Here is a 20,735-nt window from a genome sequence, read left to right as displayed (position 1 = left end):
GTACGACTACCACGGGAGCTGCGAAACTCTTTGGTGGTAGCTCAGACAAGGTTCGCAGTACCGGCCTACAAGGACACCGGCCAGCCCGAAGGCTGCCCCGTCTGAGCCACCATTGATGTTATCAGACAGCGTAAGCCGTACAAATAACAGATGAGCAAAGACATTGGCACTCAATGCATGGCATTAAGTACGTCCTTATAGAGTTAACCGAGCTGCGAAACCCGGCTGCGGATTTTGCCGCAGCGGGCGCACTATAGCGTAATACAAAGAAGTAAACCAACAGGCTTAATGCGAAATTGAGGTTTGCTTTCCAGAGAAATTTCAAGCGTTGCAGTGAGTTACATTCTGCACTTCCCATTGCACCATTGCAGAAAATGCATTTGACGGTGTTCAGACAAAATCCTGAATGGAAATTTGTTTTTTAATATAAAAGCAATGTAATTTTTTTCGGGTGTCGGTAAATAATATTATCGTCATAGCAGGCAGGGAGTTAGCGTATTTATGGATGAATAAAAAACGATTTTTATTTTATATTTCTGATGAGATAAGTCTCAAACGAAATTTATGACATTCAAAGGGACTACGCTTAATGAGTCAATAAATCCGCCGCTGTAAAAAGGAAATATAATGTCTATTACAACCTTAAAAGAATTATTCATTCATGATTTATCTGATGTTTATAGTGCTGAACGTCAGATAACCAAGGCGCTGCCTAAAATGGCCCGTGCTGCCACAGACCCTAAACTGGGCGATGCTTTTAAAACACACCTTGAAGAAACGCAGGGGCAGATTGAAAGATTAGATCAAGTCGTTGAGTCTTCTGATGAAATTCGCCTTAAACGTATGAAATGTCATGCGATGGAAGGGCTGGTAGAAGAAGCGCAGGAGCTGATTGATTCTGTTGAAAAAGGCGAAGTGCTGGACGCCGGCCTTATCGGCGCAGCCCAAAAAGTTGAGCATTATGAAATTGCGACTTATGGCACCTTAGCCGCGTTAGCGAAAAAGCTGGGATATTCGCAGGCTGCGAAATTACTTGAAGAAACATTGCAGGAAGAAAAAGACACCGATAAAAAATTAACGGTTATTGCGGGATCACAACCGGTAACCAAAACTGCAAAAAGTTAATTGCGCACCAATTATTACGTAACGTCCCCTGATAATGTTAGGAATAAACAATGAGCAAATCTAAAGCGCATAAAAAAGGGCGCTTTAGCGCCCTGTAACTCATTTCTTAAACGCCTCAGAATCCGATATTCACCCTTATCATGATCATCTGAGAACGGCTGCGCGCATCATCCAGCCCCAGCGTTCCCTGATAGGCGATGCCCGGCGTAATGTTGTGTGGCAGCAGGAAATCCAGCCCCATGCCCAGCACGATATTTTCCTGACTGTCGCCGGAGACATCTGCGCTCCAGCTGTCATTGCCGCTGTCCGCATAACCCAGACGGGCGCGGCCCTGATCGCTGAAGGCGTGCGCGTATTCGATACGACTTTGCCAGCGCAACATCGACCAGGTCAGCGGCAACGCGTACTGCGTCCGGATCCCAACGGCGCCGGTGACGTCATTCAGCACTTGTGAGGCGAAGGCTAAATCATAGGCGTCGGCGTTCGATTCGGTGTAGCTGTTCAGATGTGTGCGCGATAATTGCAGACGTCCGTAAGGGGAGATGAGCAGGTCCGGCAGACGGTAATCGTAACCCGTGGTGACGGCGCCAAATACCTGATAACCACCACGGTCGCCGCGTGCGAAGTGATCCATTTCTGTTACGTAGCGGCGGCTGTCATAGTCCAGACGGCTATAGCCGAGCAGGCCATCGATAAAGTAGTTGTCCGGATGATAACTGCCATAAAACGCTGAACTGACGGAGCGCCCGTTGCTGCGGGAACCGCTGTCGCCAATGTCGCTGACGTCCCGGCCAAAACCAATCCCCATACCTGCGGTAAATTCAGGGGTGAACTGATAGTCTGCGCCGGTGCTGATCCCCACCAGCGTATGGCTGAAACTCACGCCGTCTTTATCGGAATGCCCAAAATCCACAAAGCCACCGGTCCAGTAATTGATGCGTGAATTATTGCTGTTGAGCGGATGCTGTGCGGAGGTTTTGTCTGTCATCTGGGGCAATTCGGAGGGCTGACGGTTATTTTCCCAGGCAGAATTCCACAGCGTATCGTCAGGGCCGCGTTCTTTTTTAGACGACGGCATGTTGAAGCGGATACCGTTCATCCCGCTGTGAACACTGGCCGTATTGTGCAGGGTTTCCAGACGATCGCTGAAGTTACGGATCTGAGCGCGCGCAAAATTCTGTGCCGACTGAATCTGGGCACTGACCAGGCCGAGAACGTCGGGATCTTTAGACGGATCAGGGCGTCCGGCGATGGTGAAGGTCACCGTCGCCGGTGCAGATTGTGAATCTTGCGTCAGCAACACATAGCGCAGAGCTACCGTGCCGGAAGCCTGACTGGCAGCGTCAAAATCCAGATAAACGCTGTTTTCGCTTTGTTGGATTGTAGCGTTACCTGATGTTTTTGGCGGTAAATCAACAAGGCGCGCGCCGGTGAACGGGCCGCCTGTGGCGCTTTCGGTCAGGTTGACGCGCACTGATTTTCCGGCCAGAACGGAAGCGGCATGGCTTGCACCCACCGGCTCCGCACTGATGATATTGAGCGTATACGTGACCTGACCGCTTGCGCCGCTGGCATCCGTCGCCGTCAGTGTGAAATTGCTGTTACCTGCGGCGGCTGGTGTCCCGCTCAGGGTATCGCCAGCCAGCGCTAATCCGGCCGGTAAAACCCCTGAAATGCGGTACTGATAAGGCGCTGTGCCGCCGGAAGTGCCGAACGTCTGACGGTAAGCTGTGCCTGCACGGCCTTCCGGCAACGCGCCGCTGGCGGGGGTAAATGCCAGCGTCGTGGCGGTAACATTAAGTGTGACCGTCGCCTGTGCCGCGCCAAAATTGTTGGACGCGCTGTAAATGAAACTGTCACTGCCGGAATATCCCGCGGCAGGGGTATAGCGGATTTTCAGGCTTTGGATCCGCGCAGTGCCGTGTGCGGGTTGTTGCACAATGGCAAGCGACGTCACTGCGCCGCCGGATAACACCGGTTCAATCAGATTCTCACGGGTATTGGCGACCACGGTTGATGACACCGCGCTGACGACCGGTGCCTGACCGGTAACGGTAATCTGATAACTGACCGTGCCGGTGATCCCGGCGTTATCCGCAGCGCTGACCTGAATTGTATAGCTACCCGATGCCGTCGGCGTTCCGGAAATTTCGCCGGTGCTGGCGCTGATTGTCCGGCCTGCGGGCAGGCCGGACGCGCTGTAGGTATAAGGCGACGTGCCACTGCTGGCCGTGATGGTCTGTGACCAAGGCGTGCCCACCGTGGCAGAAGACAATGTGCCGCTGGCCGGTGTGAAACTCAGCGTCACGTTGGTTACATGGATGCTTACAGTGGCTGGCGCAGAGGTTCCCCAGTTATTGCTGGCGGTATAGGTGAAGGTATCCGTGCCTGAATAGTTGCTTACCGGTGTGTAAGTGGCGGTGGTTCCCGTGATGACAACGGAGCCGTGTGCGGGCGGAGAGGTTACCGCCACCGATGTGGCTGTTCCGCCGGAAAGGGGCAGGGTAATGGCGTTATTGCTGCTGTTAAACGCCACGCTGGTGCTGTCCGAACCCGCGACCGGTGCCAGCCCGCTGCGTTGCACCACTACGGTATAGGCGGAAGTGGTTGTCCCATCTCCCGCCGTAACGACCACGCTTAATGTGTTATTGCCTTCGCTTAATGCAACCGCACCGGAGGCGCTGCCCGAGGTGACGGACACGCCGTTCACGGTGACGGTTGCCGTGTTATTGCGGGTGGTTGGCGTGAGAGAAATGCGGGTGACGCTGTTGGCCACAACCACGTTGTAAGACGAGGTGCCGGAGGAGAATGCCGGAGACAGTGAACCCTGGGAAGCTGAAAGCGCCGAAAGGCTGGCGTCTGTTGATGCGCTGGTCGCAGAGGTACAGGAAACTGTGAGCGGGCTGAGGTAGCCGTGGCTGGTCGTTATGCGAAACCGGAGTCCGGCACTCACCAGCTGCGAGCCCGTAACCGTATAAGTATGTGTTCCGGCTGTGCCGCCTGAACTTGCAGTGGGGTAATAGGTTGAGAACGTGCTCATCCCGTAGTTCGTCAGGCTAAAACTGTCGGTATTCGTGTTGTCACTGTTCACGCCTGCGCCGGAGTCGGTAAACGTCAGGGTCAAAGTATCACCAGCGTCAAACTGGCTTGACTGATAAGCCTGTGCAGCAAATGTCGCGGTGGAAAACGTCGCGTTATTCAGTGCGGTACAGCCTGCGGATTGCGCGATGGCCGAGGATACCGAAACTAAAGACAACAGAAGAAAAGTGCAGACAAAACGGGCACAGCCGCCTGTTGCGCGATAAAGGCGAGTCATGGTTATTCCCTGAGATAATCTGACGTGCAGGCGTCGTTTTTATTGGTTTATTTCAGGGATGTTATCGGAATATTCCGAAAGCCAATCGCGCAATTACCGCATCAAAAGGGGGGTAATTGCGCGATGGCAAACAAATCAGAACGCGTAAGAAAGGCTGACGGAATAACTGCGAGGCTGACCGTAAACGGCGTAATCGCTCAGCCACGAGTAATAGCTGCGGTCAAAGAGGTTATCGATGTTAGCCTGCACCGCGAGCTGACGGGTGACCTGATAACGGGTGAACAAATTAACCAGCGGAACGCTGCCCTGATACACGCGCACTGTGTTGCCGTCTGGCCCGGTGGCATCCTGGAAGGTACGGTTTTGCCAGTTCACGCCACCGCCGACGGTGAGATCCGGCATCCACGGTAACTGATAGCGGCTGAACAGTTTGAGCTGCGTCTGCGGCATATTGCTGTTGAGACGTCCACCGGTGTTATCCCGCGCAACATAGCGTGTGGCGCCGAAAGTCATTTGCAGGTTGTCGGTCACCGCGCCGTTAATCTCGAATTCAGCCCCTTTGCTGACCGTGCCCTGCGCGGCGTAGTAGGCCTGTTCGCTGGTGTCATTGACGAAGTTGTCGCCATCGGCTTCTGCGACATTATCCTGTTCGATGCGGAAAACGGCGAACGTAGCGGTCAGGCGGTCGCTCATCCAGCTGGATTTCAGGCCGGTTTCGTAGTTTTTCCCGGTGGCTGGTGCCAGATAATGACCGTCGCGGGTGCGGTAGGTTTGTGGCTGGAAGATGGAGGTATAACTGGCGTAAGCCGACCACGTATCGTCGATGTCGTAAACCAGGCCGCCGTAAGGCGTGAGGTTATTTTTACTCATATTGCCGCTGCTGCCGACGGTGCTCCACTGCGTATAACGCGCGCCGATAATCAGTGAGAGCGGGTCGGTCAGCGAGAACCGGGTCGCCAGGTAGCCCGCTTTCTGGCGCACCACGTCGTCGGCGTTCAGATACCAGTCGTCCCATTCCGGTTCCGCAACGTCGCCGTTCCAGTTGTTGAAGCTGCCCATGGTGTCGCTGTCGATCGGGCCGTTGGCGCTGTACGTCGAGTTGTGCTGGCGGCTGTAACTGACGCCAGCGACCATTTCATGCTGGCGGCCAAAGAGCTGGAAAGGTCCGCTGGCGTAGGTATCCACCGAATCCAGTTTGCGCGTTCCGCGGTCTTTACTGCCGAATCCGGAAATCCCTTCGCCCGTTGTCGCGTCCGGGAAATCTTCGATATACAGCAGCTTGTCGTCGAATTTCTGTTCGCCGTGCGTTCCGTTGACGCGGAATGTCCAGCCGTTATCGAAATCATGTTTCACGTTAGCGAAGACTTTGCGCGATTGGGTGTTGTAGTGCGTCCAGTCCGCGGATGTGTTGGTGCTGCGGTCGAAATGCGTGCGTGCGCCGTTGCTGTACCAGGTCGGCAGCCCGCCCCACGTCGGATTGCCGGTATTATTTTCCTGATAATCGTAGCCGAGCGACACCGTGGTGTTATCGGTCACGTCGGCATCGACCACGCCATAAATGAATTTTTTGGTTTTATGGTAACGGTCGAGCCAGCTGTCCTGATCCTGATAACCGGCCACGACGCGGCCGCGCACTGAGCCTTCTGCGTTGAGCGGGCCGGAAACGTCGAGCACGTAACGCTGTTTATTCCAGCTGCCGTAGCTGGCGCTGATATTGCCGGTGAATTCTTTGCTGTCCGCCTGTTTGCGCACCATGTTGACGGACGCCGCCGGATTACCGGCACCGGTCATCAGCCCGGTCGCGCCGCGGACGACTTCGATACGGTCATAAATGGCGGTATCTTCGGCGGCATCGCCAAAGTTCCAGGTATCGCTGACAGAAGAAGGAATGCCGTCGTAGGTGTAATTATTGATGTAGAAGCCGCGTGAGAAATAGGAAACGCGCTCGCTGTCGATGACTTCCGTCGAGATGCCGGTGGTGTTATCCATCACGTCGCCCACCGATTGCAGGTTCTGATCCTGCATGCGCTGTTTAGTGATCACGCTGACGGACTGCGGCACGTCACGCGGCGTCAGCAACATCTTCGTACCCGCACGCGTGGTTTTGACGTTGTAATCCTGCGACTCATCGACGGTTCCGTTTGCGGTTCCTTCAACGACCATATTCTCATCAGCGGTTGTCGCTGTGCCGGTGGCGGCTGCGGCGTGAGCAGCGGAAGAAGCCGCCATGACCAGAACCGCCAGCGCCGACAATGATGTTGAAAGCTTATTTTTGTTCTCAGGTGCGGATGTTGCCGCGCCGTAACCCCTGCCAGTGAAAGACATAACGTTTCCCGTAAAAAACACATTAATAGAAAGCGATACCGCTTCTTTTAATTGTCTTTACACAGGATCATCTGACCGCAGTCATCCGCCTGAATTGCAAATTTTAAGAAGAGCACGCAATGAGAATGTGAATAGTAATCATTTGTGTTTTCTATGTCTCAGAACCTTTCAGACCAATAAAGTAACAAAATGTTTTAACGCTTTCCCGGCAGTGTAAATCGCTGATTAAACGTAAACCGTTGCTATCTAAAATCGTTAAAACTTTAATTGCGGCGCGGGTACAGGCTCCTGAAATAACTGCTTAAATATTCGCTGGCCTCTGCCGATAAATCGTTCTAAAGGGCGATCGCCGGTTTGCCATTTCACGCTGACGCCTTCCTGTTGGATTACCGCTGTTATCAGAGGAATTGATATGGGATTTACCATCAAGAGCCGGTTGATTGGCATCGTGGGCTTGCTGTGTATTTTGCTGACGATCGCTGCATTATGGGCAATATTAGGTCTTCGCGCCGCCGATCAGCGGGCGATTTCAACTTACCGCACTGAGTTATTACCTCTGCAACATTCCGCGAAATTATACCGCCTGGCGCAGATGCAATCGGCAACGCTGTTTGAATCACTGCGTTACTGGACTGATCCGGCTGAAGTCGATCAGCGTGTGGCGCAGATTGATGCTTACGGCAGGCAAATTGCCGCCGAACGCAAGGCGTATGAAGCCACGTTTGCCGTGCCCGGTAGCGAAAAACTCCGCACCACTTTTCTCGATGACCTGAACGGTTATCAGGCCGCCATCAGCAATGCTGCAAAACTGGTCGCCGGAGGCAACCCGTCCGGTGCGCTGGTGATTATCGAAACCCGTCTGAAAAATGGCAGCCAGGCATTGCAGCAGGATATCGACGGGCTGGATAACCTGATGAGAAGCCACGCCGAAAACAATTACGCCACCAGTTCAGCGGCGTACGCCACGATGCGCAACAGCATGGCGGCGATTCTGGCCGTCGGTTTACTGGTCGCCGGGATTGCGGGTTGGCTGCTGGTGCGTTCGATTACCGGCGCAGTACGTCGCGCACGTCGTCTGGCCGAATCGATTTCCGAAGGCGGCCTGAATCACCGTCTGGGCGTGATCCCGAAAGATGAAATGGGCGAACTGATGCAGGCGCTGGCGAATATGGATGCTCGTCTGAGCGGTATCGTACGTGAGGTCGGTGAAAGCGCGCAGGCGCTCAGCAGCGCGGCCGGGCAAATGGCGGACGGCAATAATGATCTGTCTTCCCGGACTCACGCACAGGCCAGCTCGCTCGAACAAACGGCGGCAAGTATGGAACAGATGACCGCGACGGTGAAATTCAACGCGGAGAATGCCTCGCAGGCCAGCCAGCTTGCGCAGACCGTGCGCGAGCAGGCACAGCAGAGCAGCAGTATTCTGACTGACGCGGTTACCGCAATGCAGGAGATCGAAGATTCCAGCAAGAAAATTGCCGATATCAATCGTGTGATCGACGAAATTGCCTTCCAGACTAACCTGCTGGCGCTGAATGCGGCGGTGGAAGCCGCGCGCGCAGGCGAACAGGGGCGCGGTTTTGCGGTGGTCGCCTCAGAAGTGCGTCAGCTGGCGCAACGTTCTGCAACAGCGGCGCAGGAAATTAAAACGCTGATCCAGACCAGCGTCAGCAAAGTCGATGCGGGCAGTAAACTGGTGTTGCGCTCCGGCGAAACGCTTCAGGAGATCAACGGCGGTATGGCGAAAATGGTGGAATACGTGGCGGACATCGCCGTTGCCAGCCGTCAGCAGTCCAGCGGGATTGAGCAGGTGAATGTGGCAATTGTCCAGATGGACAGTGCGACACAGCAAAACGCTGCACTGGTGGAAGAAGCCAGCGCGGCCAGCCATACCGTGAACGAACACGCGGCGCGGCTGGTTGAGAAAATGTCGTTCTTCCATTTGCGCCCGTCCGCAAATTTACCGGCGACGACAATTGAAGGCGTGCTGGAACCATTGCCTGCACTGAACTCTCCGGCGAAAGCGCCTCGTCAACCGCGACTGGCGAAAGCCTGAGCCGAAAAGGAGCACTATCATGTCAGGTCTTTTTCAGCGTCAGATCCTGAGCATTCTGCTACCTCTGGCTTTTTGTGCCAGCGCGCAGGCGCAGACCGTCGTTAAAATCGCGACTATCGCGAACGGCGACATGACGATCATGCAGCAGATGTCCGGTGAGTTTGAAAAAACGCATCCGGATATCAAACTCGAATGGCACGTGATGGACGACGGCGAGCTGCGCAAACAGGTGCTCAGCGACATGAACAGCGGGCAGGCGAATTTTGACGTAATCACCGTGGGCACGTACGAAGCGCCGCTGTGGGGTAAAAAAGGCTGGCTGCAACCGCTCAACAATTTGCCCGCTGATTACAATGTTGATGATTTACTGAAACCCATCCGCAGTGCGCTTTCCTGGCAGGGCACGCTGTACGCGCTGCCGTTTTACGGCGAAAGCAGCATGACGTATTACCGCAAAGATTTGTTCGCGAAAAAAAATCTGACCATGCCGAAAAATCCAAGCTGGGATGAGGTGAAATCTTTCGCGGCGCAGCTGACCGATAAATCGCAGGGCATTTATGGCCTGTGTCTGCGCGGGCTGGCAGGGTGGGGTGACAACGTGGCGTTTATCACCACGATGGCCAACGCCTATGGCGCGGAGTGGTTCGATGAAAACTGGCATCCGCGTCTCGACAGCGACGAGTGGCGCGCGGTGCTTACCGATTACGTGCAGATGATGCATGACTACGGCCCGCCGGATGCGAAATCCAACAGCTTTGGTCAGAACCTGAAACTGTTTGCACAGGGCAAATGTGCGATGTGGATTGACAGTACCGTCGCCGCCGGAATGGTCATCAACCCGCAGATTTCGCCGGTCGCGGACAGCGTCGGTTTTGCGCCCGCGCCGACGGCGATTTCGAGCAACGGTTCGCACTGGTTATGGGCATGGGCGCTGGCCGTTCCGCAACGTGCAAACCATAAAGATGAAGCGCAGCAATTCATTACCTGGGCAACATCGCAGGCGTATATTCAGGACGTGGCGAAAACGGTGGGCTGGGGTGCAATCCCGCCAGGCAGTCGTTACTCCTCTTACGCGCAGGTGAAATACCAGAAACTGGCACCTTATGCCGATGGTGTAAAACAGGCGGTGGAAACTGCGACGCCTGAGCAACCAACACTATATCCGGTGCCGTATCAGGGCGTGCAGTACGTGAGTATCCCGGGGTTTGATCAGATGGGCGATGCGGTCGGGCGAAATATTTCCGATTTGCTGGAAGGCAAGAAAACACTCGATGAAACGCTGAGCGCGAATCAGCAGGTGGTGACATCGATTTACGCCACGACATCACAGGGCAATTAAAATCAAACAATCACAGGATTATATAATCCTGTGATTGTTTCTTTGTTTTGCGTCTCAGCCTGGCTTACTTGCGGTTACTCCACACGGTCTGCACGTTGCAGAATTCGCGTAAACCGAAATGCGACAACTCGCGGCCATAACCGCTTTTCTTCACACCGCCAAATGCTACGCGCGGATCCGATGCGCTGTAACCGTTAATGAAGACACCGCCGGTTTCCAGCTCGCTTGTCATCTGTTCCGCCAGCGCCAGGTCAGCGGTGAAAATTGTCGCGCTCAACCCAAAATCGCTGTCATTAGCCAGTTCAACCGCGTGGTCCGCATCGCGGGCAACCGTAATTGCCGCGACCGGCCCGAACAGTTCCTGACGGAACGCGGTCATTTCCGGTGTCACATTGCTCAAAATTGTCGGCGCATAGAAGTTACCGTTTCCGGCAATTTTCTCGCCACCCAACAGAAGGGTGGCGCCTTCTGCCAGCGTATCCTGTACCTGTTTATCCAGTTCATCACGCAGATCGAAACGCGCCATCGGGCCGATGTAAGTGGCCTCATCCTGCGGATCGCCGATCACCAGCGCCTGCGTGGCTGCGACGAACTTCGTCGTGAAAGCGTCCAGAACACCTTCTTCGATGATCAGACGTTTCGCTGCGGCGCAAACCTGTCCGGTATTCTGATAACGCCCTGCAACAGCAGCGTTAACGGCCTCATCGAGATCCGCGTCATTAAGTACGATAAACGGATCTGAACCGCCGAGTTCGAGTACGCATTTTTTCAGTGCCTTACCAGCGAGTTCGGCAATGGCTCCCCCGGCGCGTACGCTGCCCGTGACCGTCACGGCGACAACACGGGGATCGGCAATCAGCTGCGCAACAGCGGGTGTCCCGACATTGATGACGCCAAACGCCCCGACCGGGAAACCTGCTTTCAAGGCTGCCTGTTTCACCAGATAGGACGAACCCATCACGTTTGGTGCGGGTTTTAGCAGAAAAGTATTGCCCGCTATCAGTGCAGGAACCGCACCACGAAGAATCTGCCAGATTGGGAAATTCCACGGCATAATCGCCAGAATCATACCGGAAGGGCGGTAATGAATGTGCGCCTCGCCGTTATCAACCGTTGTCGGTTCCGGTGCCAGCATTGCCGGGCCATTTTTGGCATACCATTCGCACAGACCCGCTGATTTTTCGACTTCGGCGCGAGCCTGCTTAACCGGCTTACCCATTTCACGGGTAATCATGCGCGCGATGTCTTCGCTGGCTTCGCGCAGCTCAGCGGCGAGGTTGATCAGCAGCGCTGCGCGTTTAGCGATTTCTGTCTTGCGCCATTGCTTAAATGCCGCGTTGCCCTGAGCAACCGCCGCTTCCAGCATCAGCGCACTGTCAAAAGCATATTCTGCGATGTGCTCGCCGTTAAACGGGTTTTGCGAAATTGCGTGAGTTTGGGTATCTGCCGTTGTCATGTTGTGTTCCTCGTTAAGTCAGTTCATTCAGAATAGAGGGTTGCTGAGATGAATAAAAATGAATAAAAATAAGCAAACCGTTCACTTTTTGAGAAAGCTTATGAACCTGTCCCAGCTTGAGATGTTCCGCGCCGTGGCCGAAACCGGCAGCATCAGCGCCGCCGCGCAGCGCGTGCACCGTGTGCCTTCGAATCTCACCACACGTATTAAACAGCTGGAAGCCGAGCTTGGCGTGGAGCTGTTTATCCGTGAGAATCAGCGGTTGCGGCTTTCGCCAGCGGGGCGGAATTTCCTCAGCTACAACAACCGCATTCTGGACCTGGTCGAAGAGGCTCGTGTGTCGGTTGCTGGCACTGAACCGCAAGGGATATTTGCGCTGGGGGCGCTGGAAAGCACCGCCGCTGTGCGCATCCCTGCTTTACTGGCACGTTATCATCAGCAGTTTGGCAAAGTTGAACTGGCACTAAGCACCGGGCCTTCCGGTGAGTTGCTGGATAAATTGCTGGAAGGAGAACTGGAGGCGGCATTTGTGGATGGCCCTGTTTTGCATCCGGTTCTGGATGGCGTACCCGTTTTCCAGGAGGAAATGGTGATTGTGGCACCGCTTCACCACGCGCCGGTGACCCGCGGGCAGGAAGTGAATGGCGAAATCGTTTATGCGTTTCGTTCGAATTGTTCTTACCGGCGGCATTTTGAAAGCTGGTTCGCCGATGATGGCGCCGCACCCGGTAAAATCTACGAGATGGAATCCTATCACGGGATGCTGGCGTGTGTGATTGCCGGCGGTGGTCTGGCGCTGATGCCGCGCAGCATGCTGGAAAGTATGCCGGGCAGCAGTACGGTCAGCTTCTGGCCGCTGGCCGATAATTATCGTTTTCTGACCACATGGTTGCTGTGGCGGCGTGGCGCACTGACGCGAAATTTATCAGAGTTTGCGGCAATGGCATCAGAGGTGACGGTCAGCCTTCAACCGACTGCAAGATGATTTGCCAGTCCATCGCAAATTTCAAGGCCACACAGAGTGCGCAAACAATAAAAATGGTTTTGAACATAGCTCAAACAGGTCTCTTTTGTGTGATGTGAATCACATTTTAAAACGGATCGCATAAGAGCGCCTCTGTAGTTTTGAACAGAAGATGCGGTTTCCTGCGTATTTTTTATTGCAGTGTGTATTTGAAAGAAGGGGATATCCGCGCGAAATGAAACGGATCCGTGTGATTTGTACATTATAGCAACATTAACTATTCACACAGTGATACTATTATGAAGGTGCGTAATTTGGATTAATAATATTTTTCAGGTTAATTTGACAGCTTTAAAGTGATTTGTTCGTGAAATTTTTTATTCAGCGCCAACAAGTCTTTAGGAAGACAAAGCATTAACAATAAAGAGAAGCTAAACGACATGGCGGGGAATGTGTAATAGGTTGTAATATTATGCTGGCGCAATTGATATCATTATTTCTTTGTGTAGAATCATGGTGACTAATTTAATGAACATCTCTAAAGTGAGCACATCATGGACAACGCATTAAACGTTTTGAATAATATCCGTACACTTCGGGCCCAGGCTCGCGAAATGCCGTTGAGCACTCTGGAAGAGATTCTTGAGAAACTGACGGCTGTTGTTGAAGAATCTCGTGAAGATGTAAAAGCGCGTAGTGCACAGCAGCAGGAACGTGATGAGAAACTATTGAAATATCGCGAAATGCTGGCAAATGATGGTATTGCTATTGATGATCTGTTGGGGCATCAGGCGGCAAAAGAAACCACTAAAGCTAAACGCAAACCGCGTCCGGCAATCTATGAATATACCGACACCGATGGTTCTAAAAAGACCTGGACCGGCCAGGGGCGTACTCCTTCAGCTATTAAAGCTGCACTGGACAAGGGCGCAACTCTGGAAAGCTTCCTGATTGCACGCTAATTAATTCGCTGTTGTGTTGAGGCGCTGCCTGCCACGCTCTGAGCCAGGCAGGTAGCGTTTCCTCTGTGTATTGATTTTTAATCTCTTATTTTTTACCGCGACACTGTTAATTTTTCTTTCCACACTTTGCCCCCACTGGCGTGTTAGCCTGTCATCTTAATGTAAGCTTAAGCCTCAACAAGTAGGGTAATGGTAACTTTGTTTACCGGAACTTCTATGCGTACCCGATATTCTTCTGCGCAAATTGTGCTGCACTGGCTGGTGTTTGTTTTGGTCGTTCTGGCCTATGCCACGATGGATATAAAAAACACATTCGCGAAGGGTTCCCTTATAAGAGAGTTATTAACGCTAACGCATTACAGTCTGGGGTTCTGCGTATTATTCCTGATGTGTGTGCGTCTTTTTGTCCGCGCGATGTACGTCACACCGGCCATTAAACCTCTTCCTCCACGCTGGCAAAATTGTCTGGCGGCCATCACGCATGCTGTCGTTTATCTGATGTTTATCTGTTTACCGGCCTTGGGAATTTTGTCGCAATATTATGGCGGGCATGACTGGACAATATTTAACATCAGGATGCCGGGAAGCTATCTGCCGGATCTCCCATTACAAAAACAGCTCAAAAATTTGCATGGATGGCTGGCAGATGCCGGATATTACCTGATCGGATTACACACTTTTGCTGCTCTGTGGCACCATTACCGCCGCCGCGATAATACGTTGATACGCATGTTGCCGGGGAAGAATCAACGGGATAAAAGTCTTTTAAGAGAATAAACTCCGCACGCTGTTTTTTGATTTTTGTATTCCTTAAGGTGGCTTTTACAATAACGCGTTTGGTTACTGTGTATTATTGGTTTTATAAGTTTACTTAACTCAAATTATTCCTATGGAAGGCATGAACATAGCTTGTCCGGTGTGGGACGAATCACTGTGTCGCGGGCACAATACTCATAGAAACGATAAGAAAATCCAAATAAAAAACTCAACTGGTTCGATATCGTAGATGATCGCAATCATCCGTGGCCGGGTCTGACCTGGTTCAAAACCTCGATTAACCTTCCCGACGTAAAAAAGAAACCGCCCCTAAGGGCGGCTCTCTAATGCTACTTGCTTTGAGCGAAATTGATGCTGATGTGATTGCCAGTAATTCGCCAGCCTTCATTTCCGCTACCAATTAAACCACCCAATACAATGAGCAGTGCATAGATGCACTTTTTCATTGAAACGGCCTCAATTAAAACCGTGTGCCACGTTTGATCTGCCAGAGAACCCGCCGCAGCACAAGCGATGTTGGTCGCCTGTTTAACGGTACTGTGAATCCTTTCTAAATCTGGCACCCGGAGCTACCCGGCGAAAAGTCCGAGGCGATAGTATCAGCACGAATTTCAGAATAATTTGATCTCAACACTTAAGTTAAATTTATTATTTTGCCAGAGACAACCTATGCTCTATAGGCCGTGACAAACTCCAAGTTTGTTGGAACAAATCTCAGGTTTGTGCAAGATCAACAATTACGAAATACGCGCTACAATTTGTAGCCGGAGAAGTGAATTTGAGTTAATCTCCTCCTCGTTGGTCGCCTGTTTGGTGTGAGACCGCTAATCGAAGCACCACAAAATCCCCGCCTTTTGGCGGGTTTTTTGTTTCTATGGTCAGGTGATATTCTCAAACCTTCAGATTTGGCAGAAACAGACCTCAAAATCCACTGCTATTCACGGTTCTTCTGATACACACAAAGGTGCGTATAAGCGGCCTGCAACAGCGGAATGCTGATCCCCACACGCGTTGCACGCTCCACCAGATCGCCGATAATCTGGTCGGCCTCGACAGGATAGCCCTGCGTCATATCGCGATACATTGACGAGGTTTGTGGCGAATTTTTATCGGTCACGGCCTCCCTGACTTTTGCCACCGCCGCCGTGCGTTCCGCATAGCCAAAGGCTTTCATGGTGGTCAGCGCTTCGGTAACAATGGCCTGTGCGAACTCCGTTCCGCCCGGCGCAGAGGCGACCTGACCGATGTTGCCGCGCATGGTGCAGGTGATGGCGCCGAAGCTTGAAAGCAGCAGCCACTTCTCCCACAGATCGCTGATGATGGTTTCCGAAAGGATGGCATCGATACCGGCGCTCTGGAATGCCTGATCGACTTTAAGAATGCGTTCGGTTTTCTCGCCGGAGAGTTCGCCGTAGAAAATCTGATGCAGTGGCGTCATCTGATGGAGATGGCCGTCGGCATCCAGCGTGGCGTTGATTTTGCACAGTCCGCCAATCAGCGCATGCTCGCCGAAGCGCTGGCTGAGCGTTTCCATATGCTTCATGCCATTGAGCACCGGCATGACCAGCGTGTTTTCGCCAACGACCGGTGCGATATCTTTGATAGCCGCTTCCAGTCCGAAGCTTTTCACTGTCAGCAGAATCAGATCATAAGGGCCGGTCAGCTGAGAAGCCTGTACCACGGCGGGTTGCAGGTGAAAATCACCGTGCGGGCTGTGAACCGTCAGTCCGTCTTTCTGCACTGCCAGCGCGCGTTTCTCGCGCAGTAAAAATGTCACATCCTGCCCGGCCTGAGCCAGCCGCGCACCAAAATATCCGCCCGTCGCACCCGCGCCTACCACTAAAATCCGCATATGTTATCCCCATTGTTTCAAGACATTCAGAAACCAAGCTGTGGGTTTAAACTACGGGAGTCATAGCCTTTTAATCAAGAGGCTGCGGCATAAAGGATTCAGTGGCTGGAGAGAAAAGAAGAATTTTTGATGATTTTGTCGCGTGATACTATTACGCATCACTATTTCTAAAAGGAGCACTGAATGGCAGGTTATCAGCCACCGTACAGCATTACGCCAGCCATTCTGAACCGGGTCGTTGAGGTTGGGGAATTACTCGGGCGCTGGGCCGCGCATGCGGAACAATCATCGGTGCTGCTGCGAAAAGAAAACCGCATACGGACCATTCAGGCTTCACTGGCGATTGAACATAACAGCCTGTCTACCCAACAGGTGACGGCTATTATGGAAGGCAAGCGCGTGCTCGCGCCGCAAAAAGATATACAGGAAGTTCGTAACGCGATCCTGACTTACGAACAGCTACCCACGTGGAAAAGCTATGTTCTCGACGATGTCCTGAAAGCTCACCGGCTGATGATGACCGGCCTGGTGGATGCGCCGGGTCACCTGCGTAGTGGTGATGTCGGGGTTTATCGCGATAATCAGCTGATTCATATGGCGCCGCCGGTCGGGCAGCTTTCGCGCCTGATGGCCGATTTGCTGAACTGGCTGAAGGAAACCGAGATTCATCCGCTGATTGCCAGCTGCATTTTTCATTACGAATTTGAATTCATCCATCCGTTTCCGGACGGCAACGGAAGAATGGGGCGGTTGTGGCAAACGCTGATCCTGAGCCAGTGGCGTCCTGAACTCGCCTGGCTGCCGGTTGAAACCCTGATCCATAATCAGCAACAGGATTATTACCGCGTATTGGGTGAATGCGATCGCGCCAGTGACTGCACGGCATTTATTGCATTTATGCTGGAAAAACTGGTTGAAGCATTACGCGAAGGCATTGAAACCCAACTCTCTTTTCACATTCCCCGCCCGTAGGCGGGAATTGCAGGCCAGACGCTATTTCCCCCGCGCTGCCATAATCCTCCGGTACAGCACCGGCAGCGAAATCACCACAATCAGCATCGCGCCGACGATGACTGACATCACGATCCCCGGCACGTTCAGCAGGCTGAGTCCGAAGGTCAGCAGGCCCATCAGGAAGGCGGCGATGATGACGCCGGTCATGCTGCCCGAACCGCCAAGAACGCTGACGCCGCCGAGCACCGCCATCGTAATCACGCTCAGCTCCCAGCCAAGTGCCAGCGTCGGGCGCGTGCTGCCGAGCCGTGACGTCAGCAGAACCGCCGCCAGCCCGGACATCACGCCGACCAGCACGAACAACGTCAGGTTGTGGCGCTTCACGTTAATGCCGGAATACCAGGCCGCCACCGGATTATTGCCGATGGCGTAGGTACGGCGGCCAAAGTTGGTTTTGTGCAGCAGGAAATAAAAAACCGCACCCAGCACCAGAAATAACGCGAACTCAAACGACAGCGGCCCCCAGACATAACCCTGCCCGAACCACGCAAAGCTGGCGGGATATTTATTCAGTGACTGATCGCCGAGCAGCACATACGTGATGCCACGGAACAGACTCATGGTCCCGATGGTGATCACAATCGATGAGAGATTCAGGCGCGTCACCAGCAGCCCGTTAATCAGCCCGCACAACAATCCCACGCTCAGCCCGACGCCCACCAGCGCCGGTGTCGGCAGCCCGGCCTGCGCGCAGAATCCCATTATGGTGGAACTCAGTGCCATCGTTGAGGCGACGGATAAATCGATTTCACGGGCGATAATCAGCATCGCCATCGGCAGAACAATGATGGCCTTTTCGGTAAAGTTGAACGTGGCGTCCGACAGATTCCAGATATTGAGGAAGTACGGTGAGGCGAGGGCGTTCACCACAAACACCAGCAGCGTCACCACCAGCAAAAATCCTTCCCAGCACATCAGGCGGCGGAAGAACGGCGTTACCGCCATCGGCACACTTTCCCGTGCAGGCGTGCGCGAAGTTAAGGTCTTATTCATGATCTGGCCTCTGATTCAGGTCCTGATGCGTGGACGGAAGGAGAATGGCGTAAAATCAGTCTTCCTTTACGTTTATTGCCGCGTTCGTTGAGGACAACCGCGATAACAATCACCGCGCCCGAAATGGCCATCTGCCAGAACGGCGACACTTCAATCACCGGCAGGGCGTTATTGATGACGCCGAGGAACAGCGCGCCGAGCAGGCAGCCGATGACCGAACCGATGCCGCCCATGGTGCTGATCCCGCCGATGACGCAGGCGGCGACAATCTGTAATTCAAAGCCATTGGCGACGTCCACGTAGGCGACGGCAAAACGTGAAATCCACAGATATCCGCAGAAACCCGCCAGCGCGCCGGAAAGGCAGAAGCTGACGAACTGCATTTTTCCCGCGTTGATCCCGGTGTAATACGCCGCCGTGGCATTGCCGCCTGCGGTATATAACGCGCGGCCCGTGCGGCTGTAGCGCAGGAAATACGCCACCAGAATCAGTGCGGCAATCGCGCACCAGCCGAGCAGCGGCAGGCCAAGAAACGGTGCGCGCGGCAGGCTGAGGAAATCCGGGCTCATCTGATGGGCGTTAATCCAGCCGCCGTTCGAGAGCAGGAAAATAATCCCGCGATAAATACTCATGGTGCCCAGCGTCACCACAATCGGCGGGATGCCGACTTTCCACACCAGCAGGCCATTAATTGCACCCATAATCAGGCCAAGCACCGTCGCCAGCACGACCAGCGACCACACCGGAATGTCAGGGTGATGGAAGTTGATCAGCGCAACAATCATGCCGGTCAGTGCCAGATTGGCGGCCATCGACAAATCAATGCCTTTGGTCAGCAGCACCATCATCTGGCCGAGTGCAAGAATGATCAGAATCGAGGTGTCGTTGAACATCTCCAGCAGGTTTCCGGCACCGATAAACTCCGGTGAGCGTGCACCGACGCCGAGCACCATCAGGACAATCACCACCGCCAGCAACAGCTCACGGTACTTGAGTAAATTCTTGATCATGCTGCCTCCTCGCCCGCGCCGCTGGCAGCACTGACAATCATTTCGGCGGTGGCGTCGCCCGCGTTGAATTCCGCCACCATCAGCCCTTCGTGCATCACAATAATCCGGTCCGCCATGCCCATGACTTCCGGCAATTCTGAAGACACCATAATCACCGCCAGCCCGCGTCCGACCAGCTCGGACATAAACTGATGCACCGCCGCTTTCGAACCGATATCAATCCCTTTGGTCGGCTCATCGAGAATGATGATGTCCGGCTGCGTCGCCAGCCATTTTGCGATCACCACTTTCTGCTGATTACCGCCGGAGAGCGTGCCCACAGGCTGTTTCCAGCTCGAGGCTTTCACCTGCAACCGGCGCGCATAATCATCGGCCAGCGCCCACTCTTTTTTGTCATTAAGCACGCCGCGCGGGTTCAGCTGGCTGAGCTGCGGCAGGCTGATATTCTGGCTGATAGGCAAATCGATAATCGCGCCCTGTTTCTGGCGCTCTTCCGGCACGTACACAATTCCCGCGCGGATGGCCTGAGAAGGGCGCGTGAAATGCTGTTCTTTGCCGTTGATCAGAATCTTGCCGCCGTTTGGCTGCGTGACGCCAAACAGCGCCTGCATCAGCTCGGTGCGGCCCGCGCCGACCAGCCCGTAGAATCCGAGAATTTCACCTTTGCGCAGTGAGAAATTAATGCCCGCAAATTCGGTCGGATGGCTGAGATTCTGCACCTGCAACACGATTTCACCGGGTGCGCAGTTCACTTTCGGATACGCCTGGCTGACTTCGCGCCCGACCATCATCGTGACCATCTGCGGCTCACTGATCTCACTGATTTTGCCGGAGCCGACATAACTGCCGTCGCGCAGCACCGTGTAGTAATCGGAAATCGCGAAAATCTCGTCGAACTTGTGCGAGATAAACAGGATGGCTTTTCCTTCATGTTTCAGGCGTTCGACAATCTGATAAAACTCCACGATTTCATGCTGCGATAGCGCCGCCGTCGGTTCGTCGAGGATCACCACCTGGGCATCAAACGACAGCGCGCGGGCAATCGCCACCATATGTCGCTGCGCGATGCTCAGTTCTTTCAAAATAGCGTGCGGATCGATATTCACTTCCAGACGCGTCAGAATATCGCGCGCCTGCTGATGCATCGCCGGCCAGTTCAGGCGCTTAAAAATCCCGCCGTAAACATAGTGGCCGACGAAGATATTTTCGGTAACCGAAAGCTCGTCAAACAGCACAGTTTCCTGATGGATGGCGGTAATACCGATTTTGTGCGCCGATTCCGGGTTGGGCAGCTTTATCGGAATCGCTTTATAGCGCAGCTCGCCTTCTTCCGGCTGATAAATGCCGGTCATGACTTTCACCAGCGTGGATTTACCCGCGCCGTTTTCGCCAATCAGGGCTGTCACCTTTCCCGGATACAAATCCACATGCACGTTATTCAGCGCCCTGACGCCCGGAAAGACCTTGCTGATGCCCTGTAATGACAAAAGCGGAGTCGTGGAATCTGTCATTTCGTTTCCCCTGTCTGGCTAAGCACAACAAAACG

General features: G+C 53.6%; 14 protein-coding genes and 1 pseudogene. 7 read left to right on the top strand and 8 right to left on the bottom strand.

Going from position 1 to position 20,735, the window contains the following annotated elements; genetic code table 11:
• Window positions 1-627: 627 nt before the first annotated feature.
• Window positions 628-1,125 carry a ferritin-like domain-containing protein gene (locus CWS43_RS16265; protein WP_101078067.1) on the top strand — a complete coding sequence of 166 codons (498 nt, stop codon included), beginning with the start codon at window positions 628-630 and terminating at the stop codon, window positions 1,123-1,125.
• Window positions 1,126-1,240: 115 nt separating this feature from the next.
• Here CWS43_RS16265 and CWS43_RS16260 read toward each other — a convergent pair whose 3' ends face one another.
• The gene (locus CWS43_RS16260) at window positions 1,241-4,441 is read right to left on the bottom strand and encodes an autotransporter domain-containing protein (RefSeq protein ID WP_101078065.1); all 3,201 of its coding nucleotides are present in this window, start codon (window positions 4,439-4,441) and stop codon (window positions 1,241-1,243) included.
• A gap of 135 nt (window positions 4,442-4,576) precedes the next feature.
• A complete protein-coding gene (fhuE, locus tag CWS43_RS16255; RefSeq protein WP_101078062.1) occupies window positions 4,577-6,766 on the bottom strand; it encodes a ferric-rhodotorulic acid/ferric-coprogen receptor FhuE in 2,190 nt (729 codons plus the stop codon).
• A 412-nt stretch (window positions 6,767-7,178) separates the two neighbouring features.
• Here fhuE and CWS43_RS16250 point away from each other — a divergent pair, with 412 nt between their 5' ends.
• Together CWS43_RS16250 and CWS43_RS16245 are read left to right on the top strand one after the other, a co-directional pair.
• Window positions 7,179-8,822 carry a methyl-accepting chemotaxis protein gene (locus CWS43_RS16250; RefSeq protein ID WP_101078060.1) on the top strand — a complete coding sequence of 548 codons (1,644 nt, stop codon included), beginning with the start codon at window positions 7,179-7,181 and terminating at the stop codon, window positions 8,820-8,822.
• 19 nt (window positions 8,823-8,841) lie between these two features.
• On the top strand, window positions 8,842-10,161 hold the full coding sequence (locus CWS43_RS16245; RefSeq protein WP_101078059.1) for a sugar ABC transporter substrate-binding protein: 1,320 nt from the start codon (window positions 8,842-8,844) through the stop codon (window positions 10,159-10,161).
• Window positions 10,162-10,225: 64 nt separating this feature from the next.
• On the opposite strand, the gene CWS43_RS16240 is transcribed toward CWS43_RS16245, so the two are convergent.
• Window positions 10,226-11,617 (bottom strand): aldehyde dehydrogenase family protein, encoded by a 1,392-nt coding sequence (locus CWS43_RS16240; RefSeq protein WP_101078057.1) that lies wholly within the window; start codon window positions 11,615-11,617, stop codon window positions 10,226-10,228.
• A 100-nt stretch (window positions 11,618-11,717) separates the two neighbouring features.
• On the opposite strand from CWS43_RS16240, the gene CWS43_RS16235 reads away from it, so the two are divergent.
• The 3 genes from CWS43_RS16235 (at window position 11,718) to CWS43_RS16225 (ending at window position 14,320) form a co-directional block, all read left to right on the top strand.
• Window positions 11,718-12,602 (top strand): LysR family transcriptional regulator, encoded by an 885-nt coding sequence (locus CWS43_RS16235; RefSeq protein ID WP_101078055.1) that lies wholly within the window; start codon window positions 11,718-11,720, stop codon window positions 12,600-12,602.
• A 533-nt stretch (window positions 12,603-13,135) separates the two neighbouring features.
• Window positions 13,136-13,543 carry an H-NS family nucleoid-associated regulatory protein gene (locus CWS43_RS16230; protein ID WP_101078053.1) on the top strand — a complete coding sequence of 136 codons (408 nt, stop codon included), beginning with the start codon at window positions 13,136-13,138 and terminating at the stop codon, window positions 13,541-13,543.
• Window positions 13,544-13,759: 216 nt separating this feature from the next.
• The gene (locus tag CWS43_RS16225) at window positions 13,760-14,320 is read left to right on the top strand and encodes a cytochrome b (RefSeq protein ID WP_101078051.1); all 561 of its coding nucleotides are present in this window, start codon (window positions 13,760-13,762) and stop codon (window positions 14,318-14,320) included.
• 329 nt (window positions 14,321-14,649) lie between these two features.
• On the opposite strand, the gene CWS43_RS16220 is transcribed toward CWS43_RS16225, so the two are convergent.
• Window positions 14,650-14,883 (bottom strand): hypothetical protein, encoded by a 234-nt coding sequence (locus CWS43_RS16220; RefSeq protein ID WP_101078050.1) that lies wholly within the window; start codon window positions 14,881-14,883, stop codon window positions 14,650-14,652.
• A gap of 371 nt (window positions 14,884-15,254) precedes the next feature.
• Window positions 15,255-16,172 carry a 2-dehydropantoate 2-reductase gene (gene panE / locus CWS43_RS16215; protein WP_101078048.1) on the bottom strand — a complete coding sequence of 306 codons (918 nt, stop codon included), beginning with the start codon at window positions 16,170-16,172 and terminating at the stop codon, window positions 15,255-15,257.
• A gap of 183 nt (window positions 16,173-16,355) precedes the next feature.
• Between panE and CWS43_RS16210 the strand changes: the two are divergent.
• Window positions 16,356-17,117 (top strand): annotated as a pseudogene (locus CWS43_RS16210) (Fic family protein); the annotation flags it as partial.
• Between the two features lie 48 nt (window positions 17,118-17,165).
• On the opposite strand, the gene CWS43_RS16205 reads toward CWS43_RS16210, so the two are convergent.
• Genes CWS43_RS16205 through CWS43_RS16195 form a run of 3 tightly spaced genes read right to left on the bottom strand, consistent with a single transcriptional unit; the run spans window position 17,166 to window position 20,700 of the window.
• The gene (locus CWS43_RS16205; RefSeq protein ID WP_101078234.1) at window positions 17,166-18,131 is read right to left on the bottom strand and encodes an ABC transporter permease; all 966 of its coding nucleotides are present in this window, start codon (window positions 18,129-18,131) and stop codon (window positions 17,166-17,168) included.
• 44 nt (window positions 18,132-18,175) lie between these two features.
• The gene (locus tag CWS43_RS16200; RefSeq protein WP_101078044.1) at window positions 18,176-19,189 is read right to left on the bottom strand and encodes an ABC transporter permease; all 1,014 of its coding nucleotides are present in this window, start codon (window positions 19,187-19,189) and stop codon (window positions 18,176-18,178) included.
• Complete coding sequence (locus CWS43_RS16195; RefSeq protein WP_101078042.1) at window positions 19,186-20,700, bottom strand: sugar ABC transporter ATP-binding protein; 1,515 nt, start codon at window positions 20,698-20,700, stop codon at window positions 19,186-19,188. The genes CWS43_RS16200 and CWS43_RS16195 overlap by 4 nt, the downstream gene beginning before the upstream one ends.
• Between the last annotated feature and the right edge of the window lie 35 nt (window positions 20,701-20,735).

Source organism: Rahnella sp. AA (genome assembly GCF_002834385.1).
In the GTDB taxonomy this organism is placed as follows: Bacteria; Pseudomonadota; Gammaproteobacteria; order Enterobacterales; family Enterobacteriaceae; genus Rahnella.
The sequence above is the reverse complement of the archived record's forward strand: the minus strand, read 5'-3'. Positions and strand labels throughout refer to the sequence as shown.

Coding starts and splice junctions, on each gene's coding strand:
- CWS43_RS16235 (WP_101078055.1), top strand. CDS start 11,718: ATGAACCTGTCCCAGCTTGAGATGTTCCGCGCCGTGGCCGAAACCGGC.
- CWS43_RS16245 (WP_101078059.1), top strand. CDS start 8,842: ATGTCAGGTCTTTTTCAGCGTCAGATCCTGAGCATTCTGCTACCTCTG.
- CWS43_RS16250 (WP_101078060.1), top strand. CDS start 7,179: ATGGGATTTACCATCAAGAGCCGGTTGATTGGCATCGTGGGCTTGCTG.
- CWS43_RS16265 (WP_101078067.1), top strand. CDS start 628: ATGTCTATTACAACCTTAAAAGAATTATTCATTCATGATTTATCTGAT.
- CWS43_RS16195 (WP_101078042.1), bottom strand. CDS start 20,700: ATGACAGATTCCACGACTCCGCTTTTGTCATTACAGGGCATCAGCAAG.
- CWS43_RS16230 (WP_101078053.1), top strand. CDS start 13,136: ATGGACAACGCATTAAACGTTTTGAATAATATCCGTACACTTCGGGCC.
- CWS43_RS16205 (WP_101078234.1), bottom strand. CDS start 18,131: ATGGCGGTAACGCCGTTCTTCCGCCGCCTGATGTGCTGGGAAGGATTT.
- CWS43_RS16240 (WP_101078057.1), bottom strand. CDS start 11,617: ATGACAACGGCAGATACCCAAACTCACGCAATTTCGCAAAACCCGTTT.
- fhuE (WP_101078062.1), bottom strand. CDS start 6,766: ATGTCTTTCACTGGCAGGGGTTACGGCGCGGCAACATCCGCACCTGAG.
- panE (WP_101078048.1), bottom strand. CDS start 16,172: ATGCGGATTTTAGTGGTAGGCGCGGGTGCGACGGGCGGATATTTTGGT.
- CWS43_RS16260 (WP_101078065.1), bottom strand. CDS start 4,441: ATGACTCGCCTTTATCGCGCAACAGGCGGCTGTGCCCGTTTTGTCTGC.
- CWS43_RS16225 (WP_101078051.1), top strand. CDS start 13,760: ATGCGTACCCGATATTCTTCTGCGCAAATTGTGCTGCACTGGCTGGTG.
- CWS43_RS16200 (WP_101078044.1), bottom strand. CDS start 19,189: ATGATCAAGAATTTACTCAAGTACCGTGAGCTGTTGCTGGCGGTGGTG.